Origin of the sequence: Oxynema mangrovii CENA135 (assembly GCF_016632315.1) — a bacterium.
Lineage (GTDB): Bacteria > Cyanobacteriota > Cyanobacteriia > Cyanobacteriales > Laspinemataceae > Oxynema > Oxynema aestuarii.
The window spans coordinates 1-18,582 of sequence record NZ_JAEOXH010000002.1 but is presented as its reverse complement, the minus strand read 5'-3'; the positions used below and the strand labels follow the sequence as shown (position 1 = coordinate 18,582).

At 51.3% G+C, this 18,582-nt stretch carries 11 protein-coding genes; 9 read left to right on the top strand and 2 right to left on the bottom strand.

Features of this window, described 5'->3' with window-relative positions:
• Nucleotides 1-136: 136 nt before the first annotated feature.
• Complete coding sequence (locus JJD41_RS14045; protein WP_200667393.1) at nt 137-739, bottom strand: superoxide dismutase; 603 nt, start codon at nt 737-739, stop codon at nt 137-139.
• Between the two features lie 341 nt (nt 740-1,080).
• Here JJD41_RS14045 and JJD41_RS14040 point away from each other — a divergent pair, with 341 nt between their 5' ends.
• From JJD41_RS14040 to ptsP, 3 genes are all read left to right on the top strand, one after another.
• Nucleotides 1,081-3,003, top strand: a complete 1,923-nt coding sequence (locus JJD41_RS14040; RefSeq protein ID WP_200667392.1) for an ABC transporter ATP-binding protein — start codon at nt 1,081-1,083, stop codon at nt 3,001-3,003.
• 203 nt (nt 3,004-3,206) lie between these two features.
• Complete coding sequence (locus tag JJD41_RS14035) at nt 3,207-4,658, top strand: bifunctional orotidine-5'-phosphate decarboxylase/orotate phosphoribosyltransferase (protein WP_200667391.1); 1,452 nt, start codon at nt 3,207-3,209, stop codon at nt 4,656-4,658.
• Between the two features lie 70 nt (nt 4,659-4,728).
• On the top strand, nt 4,729-7,197 hold the full coding sequence (gene ptsP, locus JJD41_RS14030; protein WP_200667389.1) for a phosphoenolpyruvate--protein phosphotransferase: 2,469 nt from the start codon (nt 4,729-4,731) through the stop codon (nt 7,195-7,197).
• On the opposite strand, the gene JJD41_RS14025 is transcribed toward ptsP, so the two are convergent.
• On the bottom strand, nt 7,190-10,063 hold the full coding sequence (locus JJD41_RS14025; protein WP_200667387.1) for a zinc-dependent metalloprotease: 2,874 nt from the start codon (nt 10,061-10,063) through the stop codon (nt 7,190-7,192). The two genes, ptsP and JJD41_RS14025, sit on opposite strands and share 8 nt — an antisense overlap.
• A gap of 653 nt (nt 10,064-10,716) precedes the next feature.
• On the opposite strand from JJD41_RS14025, the gene JJD41_RS14020 reads away from it, so the two are divergent.
• The 6 genes from JJD41_RS14020 to JJD41_RS13995 form a co-directional block, all read left to right on the top strand.
• On the top strand, nt 10,717-11,727 hold the full coding sequence (locus JJD41_RS14020; RefSeq protein WP_200667385.1) for a DNA cytosine methyltransferase: 1,011 nt from the start codon (nt 10,717-10,719) through the stop codon (nt 11,725-11,727).
• Nucleotides 11,728-11,881: 154 nt separating this feature from the next.
• Complete coding sequence (gene dhaK / locus JJD41_RS14015) at nt 11,882-12,949, top strand: dihydroxyacetone kinase subunit DhaK (RefSeq protein ID WP_200667383.1); 1,068 nt, start codon at nt 11,882-11,884, stop codon at nt 12,947-12,949.
• A gap of 77 nt (nt 12,950-13,026) precedes the next feature.
• Nucleotides 13,027-13,683, top strand: a complete 657-nt coding sequence (gene dhaL / locus JJD41_RS14010) for a dihydroxyacetone kinase subunit DhaL (RefSeq protein WP_200667381.1) — start codon at nt 13,027-13,029, stop codon at nt 13,681-13,683.
• Between the two features lie 1,217 nt (nt 13,684-14,900).
• On the top strand, nt 14,901-15,740 hold the full coding sequence (locus JJD41_RS14005) for a DUF4347 domain-containing protein (RefSeq protein WP_234488824.1): 840 nt from the start codon (nt 14,901-14,903) through the stop codon (nt 15,738-15,740).
• Nucleotides 15,741-15,855: 115 nt separating this feature from the next.
• Nucleotides 15,856-17,070 (top strand): RNA-guided endonuclease InsQ/TnpB family protein, encoded by a 1,215-nt coding sequence (locus JJD41_RS14000; protein ID WP_234488593.1) that lies wholly within the window; start codon nt 15,856-15,858, stop codon nt 17,068-17,070.
• Nucleotides 17,063-18,582 (top strand): putative Ig domain-containing protein (locus tag JJD41_RS13995; protein WP_200667377.1); only part of this gene is annotated, 1,520 nt, incomplete at its 3' end. The genes JJD41_RS14000 and JJD41_RS13995, both read left to right, overlap by 8 nt.

The following is an 18,582-nucleotide window of genomic DNA, read 5'->3' as shown; positions in this document are numbered from 1 at the left end:
TCGTTTCGTTCAATCCTATCTCGTTCGCCGGGAATTCCCTACCGACACTAAAATCTAAAAAATCTAAAACCCAAAAAAAAGCCCGCCTCAATCGGCGGACTGGAAATCGAAGACTCTTCGACGAGCAAAATGACGATTACATCGCGGCTTTCAGTTGTTCGGCGACGAAATCCCAGTTGACCAGATTGTTGAGGAAGGTGTCGATGTAGTCGGGACGCTTGTTCTGGTAGTCGAGATAGTAAGCGTGTTCCCAAACGTCGATCGTCAACAAGGGAGTTTGACCCGTGGCGATGGGGGTGACGGCGTTGGGGGTCTTGGTGACTTTGAGGGTGCCGTTGTCGAGTACTAACCAAGCCCAACCACTACCGAACTGGGTGGCGGCGGCGTTTTTGAGTTCTTCTTTGAATTTGTCGAAGCTCCCGAAATCGGCTTTGATTTTGTCAGCCAGGGCGCCCGTGGGTTCGCCACCGCCACCGGGTTTCATGCAATTCCAGTAAAAGCTGTGGTTCCAAGCTTGAGCGGCGTTGTTGAACAGCCCAGCTTTGGACTCGTCGTTGTAGATGGCTTTAATGACATCTTCGATCGCCTGGTTGGCGTGAGCGGTCCCTTCGATCGCGGCGTTGTATTTGTTGACGTAAGCCGCGTGGTGCTTGTCGTGGTGGAATTCCAAGGTGCTCTTGGAAATATGGGGTTCGAGGGCAGTGTAGTCGTAAGGTAAGGCGGGTAATTGGTAAGCCATAGTGTTCGATCCTCTCTAACCAGTCTCTTTAGGCGGGACGATCTGCGCGGGGCAGTTTGGCTTCGTCCGGCGTTGGCAAGCGGCGCGCGATCGCTCGCGGCGGCAGCTTTCCAACATTACGATAGAATTTTATATCAAAAGTCCCCTCGGATCTACGATTTTATTGGAGAATCTATCTGTGGGTAGAGAATTGGGCGATCGAGAGCGCCCCCGTAGATCCCACGGTGTCGTTGAGATTTTAGAGTTGAGATGGGCTGGGCAAGCGGTTCGGATGCCCGCCCTACGGACGGGGGACTCCCTGATTTTGCTAAAATCCTCTCAAATCCACCCGCATACACTTCATGAGTGACACGGTTTTAGACGTTCGCAATTTGCAGGTTCAATTTGAAACCGACGAAAAACTCGTTACCGCCGTTAACGGGATTTCATTCGAGGTTCGGCGCGGTCAAACCCTCGGCATTGTCGGCGAGTCCGGTTCCGGAAAATCGGTGACCTCCTTAGCGGTGATGGGATTGGTCCCCAATCCCGGTCAAGTCGCCGACGGCGAAATCTGGTTTCGCGACGACGCCGCCGCCGACCCGGTGAACTTGCAACGCCTGTCACGGGAAGAAAAACAACCCTATCGCGGCAGTCGGATTTCGATGATTTTTCAGGAACCGATGAGCGCCCTCAATCCGGTCTACGATATCGGTTTCCAAATGACCGAAGCCATTTTAATGCACCAAAAGGTCTCGGTCTCGGAAGCCCGCAGACAAGCGGTGGCGCGCTTGCAAGAGGTCAAACTCCTCCCGAGTGACGAACAGTTGCGCGACCGTCTCGACGGGGGTGAGGGCATGACCGAACGCGAGATCGCCAGCGCCATTAACGATCGCAAACTCGCCATTCTCAAACGCTATCCCCACGAACTCTCCGGCGGTCAAATTCAGCGCGTGACGATTGCCATGGCGATCGCTTGCAATCCTACCCTATTAATAGCCGACGAACCGACCACCGCCTTAGATGTGACGGTTCAAGCCTCGATTCTCCAATTATTGCGGGAGTTGCGCGACGCCCGGGGCATGTCGATGATCTTTATTACCCACGATTTGGGCGTGATTGCGGAAATTGCCGATCGCGTGGCGGTGATGTATCGCGGCAAAATTGTCGAGTCCGGTTCGGTGTTCGATATTTTTGCCCATCCCCAACATCCTTATACAAAAGGACTGTTAGCCTGTCGTCCCCAACCGGACAAACGCCTGGTTTACCTGCCCACGGTGGCCGATTTTATGGAAGAGGTAACCGACGACTCCGGGGAAGTGGAAATGCGATCGAAATCCCCCGATCGATCGCCGACCCCGGAAGCGGCGGCAGCAGGGGCAACCCCTACAGAAGCCCCCCCTACAGAAATCAGTGCTGTCGAGAGCGATCGCCGTTTGAATCAATTACAAGAACGCGGGGTGTTACTCTCGGCGAATAACTTGCAAGTCGCCTTTCCCATTCGCGGCATTTTCGGCGAAACGCAACGCTATTTTATGGCGGTCAAAGGGGTTTCGTTCGAGGTCTATTTGGGCGAAACTCTCGGTTTAGTCGGCGAGTCCGGTTGTGGCAAAACTACCTTAGCCCGCAGTTTGTTGCGCTTGGTAGAACCGACGGGAGGCGAGGTCATTTTTGACGGCAAAAATGTAATCGATTTAGAGGGGTTATCCCTGCGCCAAGTGCGCCAACAAATGCAAATTATCTTTCAAAATCCCTTCGGTTCGCTCAATCCGCGTATGAATATCGGCGCGTTGGTGATGGAACCGTTGCGGATTCATTTTCCCAAGCAGAAAAAGGCCACTCACCGCGATCGCGCCGCCTATTTGTTGGAACGAGTCGGTTTAAATCCTGAGTTGATGAACCGCTATCCTCACGAGTTTTCGGGCGGTCAACGGCAACGGGTTTGCATTGCGCGGGCTTTGGCATTAAATCCGAAGTTTATTATCTGCGACGAGTCGGTTTCGGCGTTGGATGTTTCGGTGCAAGCCCAGGTGCTGAATTTATTAAAAGAGTTGCAACGGGAGTTCGAGTTAACTTATATCTTCATTTCCCACGATTTAAGTGTGGTCAAGTTTATGAGCGATCGCATTATGGTGATGAATCAGGGGAAAATTGAGGAAATCGGCCCGGCGGAACAAATTTATCGCCAACCGCAACAAACCTATACGCGATCGTTGATCGATTCGATTCCTACAGGGAGTTTGGAACGGATTAAAGAACAACAATCGGGTCGTCAACTGTCAGCTTAGTGGTTCTTTTGTTGGAGGTTTCGTATCCGACGATCGCGGCTTCACATTGGATCGAAATCTACCCATTGGGGGGTATTCTATCAACATCGACCCTTTAAGTACAATGAAGTCCGATCGACGGCGAGGCGATGCTCCAAGGGAGCCGCTTCGCGAACGCCCTGGCGTTGAGAAGCCCTCTCTCATTCCCTCTCACCTAAATCGCGATGAATTTTGCTGAAAAATTACAAACCGCCATTGACTGCAATCAAAGCCTGTTGTGCGTCGGACTCGATCCGAGTGCGGAAACATTACCGTCTCGCTTCGGTTCCCCTCGGGATCTCGACGAGTTAGTACAAAAGTGCGAAATTTGGTTGAAAGAGGCGATCGCTCACACGAAAGATGCGGTTTGCGCCTACAAGCCGACCTTGGGATTTTACACCGCTTTGGGGCCGCCGGGAATGGCCTTACTCGAACGCATTCTAAGCCGGATTCCCTCGGAAATTCCGGTGATTCTAGACGCGAAACACGGCGATCTCAACAGTAGCACCCTATTCGCACGCACGATTTTCGATCGCTGGCAGGTCGATGCAGTGACCTTAAGTCCCTATCCCGGACAGGATTTAGCGGCGCCGTTTCTCCTCTACCCGGATAAGGCAATTTTCGTCCTCTGTCACACCTCGAACCCGGCGGCGGTCTCCCTGCAGGAGTTTCCCCGTCCTCAATCCCCCTTTTACCTGCATTTGGTCGCAGAAGTGCAAACCTGGGGAACCCCGGAACAAGTGGCGTTAGAAGTGGGGACGGCGCAACCGGAAGCATTGGCGCGGGTACGGGCGATCGCCCCGGAAAGGCCCCTGTTACTTCGCAGTATTTGGGCGGAAGGGAGCAATTTAGAGCAGATTTTAGCCGCAGGCTTGAACGCGACCGGGGCCGGGGCGATCGTGCCGATCCCCCAAGATTGGCTCGCCAGTCCGAATTTGAAGGCGTTGGTCGCCGGATTGCGCGAAACGGTCAATCAAGTGCGAATTCGCCTCCCTCACGAGGTGCAAGCCTGTCCGGTCTGGTTGCCGGATCTGCCGCCGGGCGATCGCCATCCCCACGCGGATTTGATCTTACAACTGTACGATATTGGTTGTATTTTATTTGGCGAATACGTACAAGCTTCGGGATCGATTTTTCCTTACTATATCGACTTGAGAAAAATTATCTCGAATCCCCAAATTTTTGATAAAATTATTAATGCTTATGCCGAAATCGTCCGAGGGTTAAAGTTCGATCGGATCGCCGGAATTCCTTACGGCGCCTTGCCGACGGCAACGGGATTGGCGCTAAAGTTAAATCATCCGATGATTTTTCCGCGCAAAGAGGTCAAAGCTCACGGAACGCGGCGTCTGGTCGAGGGGAATTTCAACCCAGGAGAAACCGTAGTGGTGATTGACGATATTTTAATTTCGGGAAAAAGCGCGATCGAAGGAGCGCAAAAGTTAGAATCGACGGGGTTGAAGGTGGAAGATATCGTCGTGTTTATCGACCACGAAAAAGGGGTGAAAGACCGCTTGCAACAGGCGGGATATCGCGCTCATTCGGTGTTGTCGATTTCGGAGATTGTCAAAACTTTATACGATCTCGGTCGGATCGATCGCGACCAATTCGACGCCTTGAATGAAGGAGAGGACTGAAGGAGCGATCTTCTGCCGCGAACATCCACTCGGCAGATGGCGATCGGCAGACTGATAGCACAACAGGGTTATGGTTGGAATTGTTATTGTTTCTCACAGCGAGAAATTAGCTGCCGCCGTGCGAGAACTGGCACGGCAAATGGTCGGATCGGCGGTAGAGATCGCGATCGCGGCGGGGATAGACGACCCGGAAAATCCCTTTGGAACCGACCCGATGCGCGTGCTGGCGGCGATCGAAGCGGCAGATCGCGGCGAGGGGGTGTTGCTGTTAATGGACTTGGGCAGTGCGGTGATGAGTGCGGAAATGGCCTTAGAATTTTTAGAGGCCGATCGCCGTTCCCGGGTGCGATTGTGCGAAGCTCCTTTAGTCGAAGGGGCGATCGCCGCCGCCGTGGCGGTCTCCACCGGGGCGGACCTCGATCGCGCGATCGCCGAAGCCCGCAGCGCCCTGACCCCGAAAGCCTCCCAACTCGGAATCGAAACCGCGTCCCGACCCGCGCCCAACGCCACGACGGGGGAGCCGACCTCACAACTGCGTCTCACGGTCTGCAACCGCCTCGGCATTCACGCCCGACCCGCCGCCCTGTTCGTCCAAATCGCCTCACAATTTACCGCGTCGATCGCCGTCAGCAATCTCAGGCGCTCGTCCGAGGCGATCGACGGGAAAAGTATCATCCAACTGATGACCTTGGGGGTGCGTCAGGGGGACGAAATCGCGATCGCCGCCCGGGGAATCGACGCCGGGAACGCCGTGCAAGCTTTGAAAGAACTGATCCAGTGCAACTTTCACGAAGGGAACGCCGACGCCCCGGAAGCCGCCACCAGCGCGCCGATCGCCCCGACCGGGGAAGGCGTCCAGGGGATCGCCGCCTCGCCGGGAGTCGCCCTCGGGCCACTCGTTCGCTATCACCCCGTACTGCCGGAAGTGCGCGAAGGGATGGCAGAAGACCCGGAAAGTGAGTGGGATACGTTGCAATTGGCGGTACAAAATGCCCGCCGTCAAATGCAGATGCTCGCTAATGCCATGTCTTCCCCGGAAACTGGGGCGATTTTCGAGGCCCATCAGTTATACTTGCAAGATCCCTACCTCTGGAAAGGGATCCGTCACGATATTTTTGTGGAAAAATACGGGGCGATCGCGGCGTGGAAGCGGGCGATCGACGAGACCGTAAGGCGCTATCAAACTCTCGACGACCCCTATCTCCAGGCGCGATCGAGCGATTTAAACGATATCGGCATTCGCGTTTTGCGCGCCTTATCCGGCAATAGTAGCGTCCGCCTCGAACTGAGGGATCCGGGGATTTTGCTGACGGGAGACCTGACCCCTTCCGAAGTCGCCCAACTCGATCCCAAAGTGATTTTAGGCATCTGCACCACCGGAGGCAGTGCCAATTCTCACAGCGCGATTTTAGCCCGAAACCTCGGCATTCCGACGGTGATGGGACTCGGCGATCGCCTCGCGGGGGTTGCCGACGGCACCGAAATCGCCCTCGACGGCGACACGGGAGAAGTGTGGGTCGAACCCGATCGCGATCGCCGTCGCACCCTCGCCGCCAAACGACAGGTGAGCGAACCTCGGGCGATCGCCCCCTCGCCGACCCAAACCCGCGACGGACGGCGCGTTACCCTCCTCGCTAACGTAATGGGGATCCCCGATGCCCAACTGGCGCGCAATAGCGGCGCCGAAGGGGTGGGCCTGTTGCGAACCGAGTTTTTTTATTTCGATCGCCCGATTCCCCCGGGCGAAGAAGAACAAGCACAAGTCTATCGGGCGATCGCCGATATTTTTAAAAATCGGCCCACGGTGATTCGCACCCTAGATGTCGGCGGGGACAAACCTTTACCCTGGTTGCAGTTACCGCCGGAAAATAACCCCTTTTTGGGCTTGCGCGGTATCCGCCTGCTCCTCGATCGCCCGGATCTGTTTAAAACTCAGTTGCGCGCAATTTTAAAAGCCAGTCACGGACGCCAAATTAAAGTGATGTTTCCCACCGTCGCCACCTTAGCCGAATGGCGCGCCGCCAAAGCCCTGCTCGATCGCGCCAAAGCCGAACTCGACGGGGAAGACCGGGCGTACAACCGGGCGATCGCCGTGGGGATGATGGTCGAAATTCCCGCCGCCGTGGCGATCGCCGATCGCTTCGCCGCCGAGGTAGACTTTTTCAGTATCGGAACCAACGATCTGACCCAATATTATCTCGCCGCCGATCGCACCAACCCTCAAGTGTCTCCTTTCGCCAACGTCCTCGAACCGTCCGTGTTGCGCGCGATCGCCCAGACCACCCGCGCCGCCGGGGCTGTAGGGGTTCCCGTCGCCGTCTGCGGCGAGTTGGCTTCCAATCCGGCGGCGGTCCCCCTTCTCGTCGGTTTGGGCATCGCCGAATTGAGCCTCAACCCCCGGGCGATCGCCGCCGTCAAAGCCGCGATCGCCCGTTTTAGCGTTCCCGAAGCCGAGGCGATCGCCGCCACCGCCTTGCAACTCGATTCTGCCGAAGCCGTTCGCAACTTCCTCCAGCAGCAGTGTTCCGCCCTCAGTTAGCAGGTTTGTGCGCGACCTCTTTCGCCCGCATCGGCGCTTCTAGTGCTTTGGCAATGCGATCGCGTGCTTCTTCTAAATGGGCCCGAGTTTGCAAGTCCAGCCGTTTGCCCTCCTTATCCAAACGGCGATCGATCGCCGCGTGCAGGTCTCGCAATTGGTAGCGCGCCAAAGCCCGGGCATCTTCCGGCGGATCGAGGGTGCGTAAGGCGATTATCAAATCTAAAAAGCTGGTCGCCTCCATTGCCGCCTCGATATTCGTTCGCAAGGCCATGTGCAGCAGTATATTCAAGTGTTCCCGTTGCAAACCGCGCCGCAACACCGTAATTTCCCGACGCGGATCGCGATCGTCGGACAGTTCGCTCCAAATTTGCCCCCGCAAGGTCTCGAACAGTTCTCCCAAGCGCAGACTGTCCCCATGGGGATTGCTCAGTTCCGCGTCGCGCAAGCGATTGAGCCGATCCGCAGAGAGTAAGTTACTCAAAATTAAGGTTTGGTGTCCTAAGAGGCGATCGAACAAGGGATAGTCCAAACGTTCCCAGACGATCCAATTGCCCCAATGATCCCAGCGATCCGGCGCCAAACGGGCGATCGTTTCCGGGGAAAAGTTAAAGGCATCTTCCGCAAACACGCGATCGCCGATCGCTGCCAGGGCTTCCCGTTGTCGTTCCACGGCGATCGCTTCAAACGGCGCTTTCGCCCCCGGATCTCCCGCATGGTGGCGGTGGAAACGTTGACCGCCGATATAGCGCGTGAGGTCGTAAGCGTAACCGAAATAGTAATTTAAGACCATGTGGAAGCGATCGCGCAGTTCGCTGTAACTTTCTCCCGGAAGGGGGTATCTTCGGTCCAATTTGTCCCACACTTGGCGGGCGTTATCCATTTGCCATTGGGAATAGCGCAACGGATCGCCGCTCAAATCCCACAAGTTACTATCGGGATAGACTAAATCCATGCTGTCTTCGTCGGTAGCATACTCTAAGCCCGGTTGCGGCGCGCGGCGGGCGATCTCTTGCAGCACATCCCGTTCTAATTCCGGCGTGGGGGCGTCGATGGGCCGATAGCCGTATTCCACCGCCCAGCGATCGTAAGGACCGACGATAACCGGGAAGTAGTCCCCTTGTTCCACTCCTTCCGGGGCGATGTTGACCGCCACGTAGTCCATCACCGAGCCGACCATGCCCTCGTTGCGCGTCAGTAGCACGTTGTTCAAGTCTTCCGGCATACGCCAGGTGCTACCTTGGAAGTTGTGGCGCAATCCCAACACGTGACCGACCTCGTGAGCGGTCAGCCAGCGCACGAACTGATGCACGTACAGTTCCATTTCGTCCTGATTCGGTAGCACGTCGTGTAAGGTACTCAGGGCTAAGGCGCCGAAACGGGCTTGGTTGGTCGCGGCGAGGGCGAAGCAAGGACGACGATCGCCTCGAATTTGCGCCAGGGCGCGCAGTTGGGAGAGGGACGCCGGGTTGGATTGTTGCAGTTGGGCGGCGATCGGACTCGGAAGCTGGCGATCGATGAAGTGAGAAATTTCTGCCCCCAATTCGCAGGTGAGGGGATTGACGAGGGCGCGATCGCCATCGGCTAAGGCCCCGTATTGTTCCCGGATCTGGCGCACGATTCCCCCATCTAAAATGACGTCGGCGTCCAAGATTTCCCCCGTTAACGGGTTGACCCGCGACGGCCCGATCCCCGCAAACCAGGAGTCGAGAGTATTCGACCAGACGATAACGTTGTATCGCACGTCTGCCGGATCCCAGTCCGGGCGATCGGGCATTTGTCGCGCCTCGATCGCCCCGATAAATCCCGCTTGCTCGAAAGCGTCATTCCACATTAAAATGCCCTCGCGGATGGCGTCGCGATAGGCGAGGGGAACCGCGTTGTCTATCCAAAAGACGATCGGCTGTTTTGGCGGCGACAGGGGCGCGCTGGGGTTTTGTTTTTCTAAGTGCCAGCGATTGATATAGTTGACGAACGGATCCGGTTTGCGAGAATTGGAGAGATTTTGATAAGTCGTGAGAAAATAGCCGAGGCGATCGTCCGCCAAACGCGGACGATAACCGTTGTTCGTCGGTAAGAGCGATAAACTCGTGCGAATTTTTAATTGGAAGGCGCGCGGGTCGGGAACCGTCGCCGGACCCAACCAGGACATCGGACCGGAAAAGCCGTAGACCGTCTCGATTTCGGCATTTTCGGGGAAACCTTGGACGCGATCGAGATAGGAGGTCTCGTTATTTAATGTATACAGATCTCCTAAGCTCCAGGCGATCGCCGTGCTCAAACTGCCCCCCTCTCCCATCAAAAAGGGTTTGAAATCGACTAATAGGCTGTTTCGTTCCGGATGAATACTAGTTAAAGGTAAGGTGTAAATCGGCGAATCGCTGAACGAGCGATCGCGCGATCGCCATTGCGGATCCCCCGCTTGGGTACGAAATAAGGTATTGGGAACGACGACATCAATTTTATAATTTCTGCGTTTAAATTGAAAGATAAAATCGGAAAGGGGTAAGCCACGATAGAGTCCGAGCGAACCAATTCCCGAAGAGATCGTCGCGATCGCCAGGAAGTTGCGATCGAGCTGTTCCGGTTGAATTTCTAAATAGATCTCTTCTTTTTCTACATTTCGATAAAAGGTTAATAAGCCCTCAATCTTTTCTAAGTCCTTCGTCACTTCATCGAAGGGTTTTAACGGAGATTCCTCCTCAGATTCTTCTTCCGTTTCAGATGGCGAAGATTCCGTATTTTCAGCCAGTTCTATCGGAACCTCAAAGCGCGGCGATTCCCCTTCGCGAAAGGTGCGGGCGCTAGCAGACGCCCCCACTTCTAACCATAAATAGATTCCCGCGATCGCCAAAGACAAAACTTTCATTGTTTACAACCCCTTTTGCTGCTTTTCATCCCTTTCTTTACCCGGGATCGTCCTTATTTATATGGAGTTTTACCCATCTAGGTCAATTGTAGTCGTTGCGATCGTCATGACACGCCAAATTTTAGCAATTATTAACAGGACGTAGATCTCGCCCGCTTAAGTGCGATCGTACTTCAGTTGTTAACGAAAATGCCTCCGACCGTCTCACTCAGCAAAATCTCAGGATTTTCTCAGATGAATTTTAGCTTAAAATTATTCTTTTTTAAGCTTTGAGCGTTAACTTGATATTTAGAGTAAAGTCAAACCGAACAATTCGGACTGAACTTAACTGAAGATAACGGCGATACCAGCTTTGAATCACCGATTCCGGTAACCTGTGGTATAGTTCGCCACCGAAAGATTATTGGAGCTTTCGTCGAAACGGACTACAACCAACGCCTCGATCTCGATCGAAAATTAGCCGCATTAGAAACATTAACCGCCAAGGTTTAATTTTTTGCTTCTTCCTCGTGCAACTCCTTTAATTGGTCTAAGTTACAGCTCGCTGCGGCGAGCTTTTTTATGGCCGACAATTGCGCGATCGCCCCCGTTGCCCTACCCTAAAACTAGACCTGCGATCGTCGTTTACTGTCCTTGTCTATTATCGTCTATTTATGACCTCCAGCATCTCCCTAACTCGCCTAAATTATCTGGACTATCTCGAAACAGAATTAACCCTTCCTCCGCCTGGCAACTCTCAAGCTTTAGTTATTGACTTATTCGCCGGATGTGGCGGATTTGCCCTCGGATTTGAAGCTGCCGGATTTCAAACCATCGGTTACGAAAGATCTGCCGAAGCCTGTCAAACTTACCGTCATAATTTAAACCGTCCTTGTCATCAAATAACACTCACGCCCGAAACCGAATTACAATCGGGAGCGACCGTCATTATCGGCGGTCCACCCTGTCAACCATTTAGTGTAAGCGGACATCAAAAAGGACTCAAAGATAGCCGCGACGGCTTCCCCATTTTTCTCAATGCCGTTCGGCGCGATCGCCCAAACATTGCGATTTTTGAAAATGTTAGAGGAATGCTTTATCGCAATAAAACTTACTTTCAAGAAATCGTACAAACTCTCAAACAATTAGATTATCAAGTCGAATATCAAGTCTTAACCGCCAGCGATTACGGCGTTCCCCAACGCCGCCAAAGACTTTTTTGTATTGCGCATAGAGGCGGTTGGCAATGGCCGTCAAAAAGCCACGATCGCCATCCCTACACGGCTGGCGAAGCCTTGGGAAACTTAACGTTAACCATTCCTAAAAATGCCAAATTTCTCACCTCCAGCATGGACCGATATATCGAAAAATACGAACGCGCCTCGAACTGTGTCCGACCCCGCGATCTGCATTTAGATCGTCCCGCACGAACGGTCACCTGTCGCAACCTCGGCGCCGCCACGGGAGACATGCTCAGAATTCGTTTACCCGACGGACGCCGCCGCCGCCTCACCGTTCGCGAAGGCGCGCGCCTGCAAAGTTTCCCCGATTGGTTTAGGTTCCAAGGTTCTGAGGAAAATCAATACAATCAAATTGGCAATGCCGTCCCGCCGTTATTCGCAAAAAGATTAGCAACCGAAGTTAAGAATTACTTAAATCTTTGTTTTTACAACAATCTTGCATGAAGATTTTTTTTATTTTATCGCTCTTTCATCAAAAATAGTATCTCGGGGGATAAAGGGATAAGTTTCTAGGCAATTTAGTCAAAATTTGCTATATTAAGAAGTTAATAAAATTTTCAAAAATAAAACGACGATTGTTTCACTAAATCCAAGACATATGAAAAAGCTGATTAACAACCCGGATGACTTCGTACGTGAGAGCTTGGAAGGGATGGCGCTGGCTCACCGCGACCTGATTCGCGTTCGTTTCGAGCCACACTTTGTTTACCGCGCCGACGCTCCGGTGCGGGGTAAAGTCGCGCTGGTCTCTGGCGGGGGAAGCGGACACGAACCGATGCACGCCGGATTTGTCGGTCCGGGAATGCTCGATGCGGCGTGTCCGGGGGAAGTGTTTACCTCGCCGACGCCAGACCAGATGCTAGAGGCGGCAAAAATGGTCAATGGCGGCGCTGGAGTCCTGAATATCGTGAAAAACTATAGCGGCGACGTGATGAATTTCGAGATGGCTGCGGAATTGGCGATCGCCGAAAATATACCCGTTCTCAATCTCCTCATCGATGACGATGTAGCGGTGAAAGATTCCCTCTATACCCAAGGACGGCGCGGGGTGGGAACGACGGTGTTAGCGGAAAAGATTTGCGGTGCGGCAGCCGATCGCGGCTACAATCTCTCACAATTGGCCAATTTGTGCCGCAAAGTCAATCTCAACGGACGCAGCATGGGCATCGCTCTCACTTCGTGTACGGTTCCGGCGAAAGGCTCCCCGACCTTCCAACTCGGCGAGGGAGAAATGGAACTGGGGATCGGGATTCATGGAGAACCGGGACGGGAACGGATGGCGCTCAAATCCGCCGATGAAATTACCGAATTACTGACCCTTTCTATTCTCGAAGATCGTAATTATCGGCGTACCGTTCGAGAATGGGATCTCGATCGCGGAGAATGGAGCGAAATTCAATTAACCGATCCGCCGTTAGAAAAGGGCGATCGCGCGATCGCCTTCGTCAACAGTATGGGAGGTACGCCGCTATCGGAATTGTACGTCGTTTATCGCAAACTCGCCGCAATTTGCGAAGCCAAAGGAATCGCGATCGTTCGCAATTTGATCGGTCCTTATATTACCTCTTTGGACATGCAAGGATGCTCGATTACTTTGCTTAAAGTCGATGAAGAAATGGTCGATCTTTGGGATGCTCCCGTCAAAACGGCGGGATTGCATTGGTAAACCGGACGATCGCCTTGTGAACCATCGTGAATTGTGCGGCATAAATTATCAATGTTACTCATACATCTTACTAGAATATGGAAGAAAAAGTTACTCAAATTCAAATTATTGACTGGTTTAAAAAAATTGCCGAAACGATCGAAGAAAACAAGGACTATTTAACCGAACTCGATGCGGCGATCGGAGATGCAGACCACGGTATCAATATGGATCGCGGTTTTAAAAAGGCGATCGCCCAACTTGTTCAAAATCGGAATAGTGACATTGGCACTCTTTTAAAAACCATCGCCATGACCCTCATTTCTTCCGTCGGTGGAGCGAGTGGCCCGTTGTACGGTACCTTATTTTTACGAGCCAGTAGTGCAGTAGCCGGAAAACAAGAACTGACGGCTCAAGATTTAGCCAACTTACTACAAGCGGGAAAAGACGGCGTCATTCAACGAGGAAAAGCCAATCTCGGCGATAAAACAATGCTCGATGCCTTGTCTCCAGCCGTGGAAACTTACACGACGGCGATCGCCCAAAATCGCAGTCTCGTAGATGCCTTGCGCGAAGCCGTTTTAGCCACAGAAGAAGGGATGAAAAAGACGATTGTGCTCGTGGCTAAAAAAGGACGAGCCAGTTACCTCGGCGAAAGAAGTGCGGGACATCAAGACCCCGGTGCGACTTCTACTTATTTAATTTTACGTTGTTTGCTGGAGGTATTAGAAAAGGAGCGATCGGAAGATATATAATCCTTTTAAATTCGTCCAAATAATAACGGGATCGAAAGTTACATTGAATTCTCTAGTAAGCCAAAGTATGAGATTCGGTGAGTAAATTCTCATTTCCCCAGGAACGATAGGTTAAATTGGTGGATTGAAATGGTAAACTTAGTTATTAATACTTTGTATTTATTTATACTATCAGTAAAATAAGATTACTATAGCCATTGAATCGATCTATAGCCGTCCTCAATCTGTTGAATCTGAGATCGATTTTGGAAAATCGCCAAATTCCTTTAAAGACAAGGCATTCCCGTGTCCCTAAAACCCTTATATTTTACAACCAATTGAGGATGGCTATAGATATCTTTGCCAGATACAGGTGAACTGCACCATCATTAGGGGGTTACCCCCTACAGTACAAGGCAATTCATAAACACTATCAAAAATCAACTAAATATTTAAAAATTTAATAAAGTTTAGATGATTTTTTTGTAAAAACCGATCGACAAAAAATATTTTTGCATATAATTTGCAATCGTAAAATAATCTATTGCGTTATGGTAGAATGGGTAAAAGCTATTTGGCTTTGCTGGTTTTGACGATCTAAATCTTTTATTTGTTTATTTTAAAAAAATGCATTTTAGTGTTATTGAATCCCTTGACAGGAAGAATTTTTGAAAGATTTACGTAGATTTACTGAGGTGACTGTCTTAATTGCCTCAGTAGAATGAACGAGGTCGCGATTGATTGCCCGCTATCTCAAGTGGGAATCGGAAGCGAAAGTAAATGTTGCATCCTCTCAGCAACACATAACTTACTAGTTAAATCGATGGGGTAGACCAAAATCTGGTTTGATGATTGTAAAAGCACCAAATCTATCCAAACCTAACTCAATGAACAGAGGTCAGTTTCGTTGTTACAAGTTGAGTGATGTCGATTTAAAGTTGGTGCGATCTTACAGGGATAAGATCGAACTCTTTAGTTACTCTTGACTGAAGACTTTCATTGTAGTATTCTCGTTTGTTGACGCTCCTATCTTGAGTCATCTGTTTTGTAAGATTTAAGTGTTTTGCCAACTTAAAGCTTTCGCAATTAGACTGCTCTTTTATTGTAAATGGTTCCCCAACCATAGCCAACCTTCTAATAGCCTTCACCGTTAACTAGGGCTTCATTTGTTGACGGATGAGTTTGTGGAAGTTTTTCGCTGTGAATTGTTGATTTTCTTTAAAGCACTTCCTGACTTCATGAAAGACAGGATTGCTAAGTCTGCGAATTTTTCCTTGGGGTTGAGTTTAGGGCGATCGCACGCAACACAAACCCTTTCTCAAGTCATAGTTCAACCAATGCAAGAAGAATTCATCGAAAAGAGCATTCTCAGTCAATCGGTACGTGCTACTTCCCGTCATCAACTCGCAATCCTCGATCCTACGGTTGACGATTGCCAGATGCTCGCTGCAGGGGTCGTTCCTGGAACCCAAGTAGTCATCCTCGATCGCAACCGCGATGGAGTCGAACAGATTACCGAGATCCTGCGTGATATCCCCGATCTCGAATCCCTCCACATCGTCTCCCACGGTAGCCCAGGCACCCTCTATCTCGGCAATAGCGAACTGAGTTTAGGCAACCTCAACCGCTATGCCACCGATCTACAACAGTGGAAAGCCGACAACATTCTCCTCTACGGTTGTAACGTCGCTGCCGGGGTTCTCGGTTCCAAGTTTGTCGGGCAATTCGCCCAGTTCACTGGAGCTGCCGTGGCCGCGTCTCAGACCCGAGTCGGGAGTCAGCAACGCGGTGCCAACTGGCAGCTAGAGACCGTTGTCAATACAACTCGCCGTTTGTTGAAGGCAGCTTTAGCCTTCGACGAACCCACCCTCAATGCTTATGCGGGTGCGTTTGCGCCGACGATTACCAGTCTCGATGATTCGTCTTACAACGAACAAGACCCCGCCACGATCGTAGACAGCGATATCACCTTTTCTGGCGGGACGAACTATCAGGGCGGCTTTATCGAATTCAGCTTGGGGGTTAACTACAGAAGCCGAAAACTTACCCAATCTTACCCAATCTTACTCAAATCGTGAGAAATTCCCGGAGCATTGACCAATATTTCTAGAAACTGAATTGTTAATAAAGTCATCAGTGGTGGTAAAATTAGCTCTAGTTAGGCGCCATTGGTAGCGTAGAGCATTTAACTCCATGTTATTAGGGTTTAAAACACAACTTAAAGTTAATCTTACCCAACGACAAAAACTCGCTCGTCATGCGGGAGTGGCGCGTCATGCTTACAATTGGGGTCACGGGTTGTGTTTAGGAATTTTATCACATAATGCCGATTGTAGTCCCGATGAAAAAATCAAATTTCCCACAGCTATTGACTTACATAAGTGGTTAAATAAGTTAGTAAAACCAGAGAATCTGTGGTATTACGAAGTTTCTAAGTGTGCCCCTCAATACGCTCTCAGACATCTCGCCCAGGCGTGGCAAGATTGCTTTAAAAAAAAGAAATCTAGACCTAAATTTAAGAAAAAAGGCAGACAAGACAGCTTTACTCTAGATGGAACCATAAAAATATTATCTGAAAATAAAATTCAGGTTCCTGTCATTGGAATTCTGAAAACTTATGAAAGATTATCGGGGAATTATCAACCCAAAAATGTGACGATTAGTCGAGAGGCAGATCGCTGGTTTATTTCGTTTAAAATAGATGTCAACGTGACCCCCACCGATAAGAAAACAGATGTAGTGGGGATAGATTTGGGGATAAAAGCGCTTGCCACCTTATCAACGGGAGTAAGTATAGAAGGAATAAAAGCATATAAAAAGCATTCAAATAAACTAGCTAGACTCCAAAGACAAGTTAGCCGAAAAAGTCTCGGCTCTGCCAATCGAAAAAAGTCCCAGCTTCAAGTCCAAAAACTCCATCGGAAAATCGCTAATCTCAGAAAAGATACGTTACATAAGTTGACCTCACAATTATGCAAGAACCACGCCGTTAATGTGATAGAAGACTTAAACGTATCAGGCATGATGGCCAATCATAAACTAGCTAAATCTATCGCCGATATGGGGTTTTATGAATTCCGACGGCAGATGGAATATAAGAGCCAAATATATGGGTCACAACTAATAATCGTAGACAGATTTTATCCATCTAGTAAAATCTGTTCTAATTGTGGAAGCATTAAAGACTCATTACTCTTATCAGAAAGACTGTTTGGTTGCGACCATTGTCATCTCAAAATAGACAGAGATTTAAACGCAGCCAAAAATCTGGAAAAAATAGGTCGAGCTACGGCCAAATTAACGCCTGTGGACAAGAGCGAGCCAACTCCCTTGGTAGAAGCAGGAAGTAAAATCGACTCAAACGTATTGTTCATCAAGCTTTCAGACTTGATGGGTAAGTTTGGGTAAGTTTTATCTAGCGGATATCCTCACCATTCTCGACGAAACTGGCGATAGTGGTGCTGCCTCCACTACTTGGGCGACGGAGACGGTGACTATTACCCAGCAAGGTCAGTATAAGTTTGTCTTCGTTTCCGGTACCTTTGACTTTAGTGGGGGTACAGTCGCAGGAGCTCAGCTCTTCATTGATGATGTGGTGGTCACCCAGGCAGTGCCGCCGCCTGCGATTGTCGATGACACCCATATTTCTAGCATTGCCCAGAAGCTCCAGTACGAGAACACTTCCGATACACCCCCCGCATCACAAACGTTGACGGTTTCGGTTCAAAACAACGCCGTCGAAACTGCAACCGCCAATGCAATCATTAATATCAATCCGGTTAACGACCAACCGAGTTTCACGGCAACCGATCCACCGACCATCACCGAAGATGCTGGCGCACAAACAGTCAATGGTTGGGTCACCGCCTTCAACCCCGGACCGACAGACGAAGCGACCCAAACCGCTACCTATACGGTCAGCAATATCAGCGACCCCAGTTTGTTTGACGTCACTCCGGCAATTGATGCGAGTGGCAACCTGACGTACACCCCTGCTGCAGATGCTTCCGGTACGGCTACTTTTGATGTGGTCGTGCAAGACAGTGGCGGGACGGCGAATGGTGGGGTCGATACCTCGGCAGCTCAAACCTTCACGATTACGATCGATCCGGCTCAAGATCCACCCACTCTCGATAGCGCGATCGCCGATACTTCAGCCACAGCCGAAGAAGCATTTAACTTCGCCATCCCAGCCGGAACCTTCAGCGATCCCGACGGCGACCCGCTCACCTATACGGCGACCTTAGCCAACGGCGATCCCTTACCCAGTTGGCTGACCTTCGACCCGGCAACGGGAGCCTTTAGCGGCACCCCCGCCGAAGGGGATGTCGGCAGTCTCGATATTCTCGTCACTGCCTCCGACGGGACTGATTCAGTCAGTGACAACTTCACCCTGAATGTCAGCGACGTTCCCAACGAATCCCCTGTGGTCGCAACCCCGATCGCCGATACTTCAGCCACAGCCGAAGAAGCATTTAACTTCGCCATCCCAGCCGGAACCTTCAGCGATCCCGACGGCGACCCGCTCACCTATACGGCGACCTTAGCCAACGGCGATCCCTTACCCAGTTGGCTGACCTTCGACCCGGCAACGGGAGCCTTTAGCGGCACCCCCGCCGAAGGGGATGTCGGAACCCTTGCCCTGCTGATTGTGGCAACGGATCCGAACAACGCTACGGTTAGCACGCCCTTTAACTTGAATGTCATTGCGCCCTTCATCGGAGATAATGAGGACGACACGATCGCGGGTAGTGACAATGACGATGCGATCGTCGGCAATGCAGGTGACGACAGTCTCTCCGGAAACGACGGTAACGATACGATTTCCGGTGGCGACAGCAATGACATCCTCAACGGAGGCGTTGGCGACGACAGCCTCGACGGCGGTAACGACAACGACACCCTAGACGGTGGAGAAGG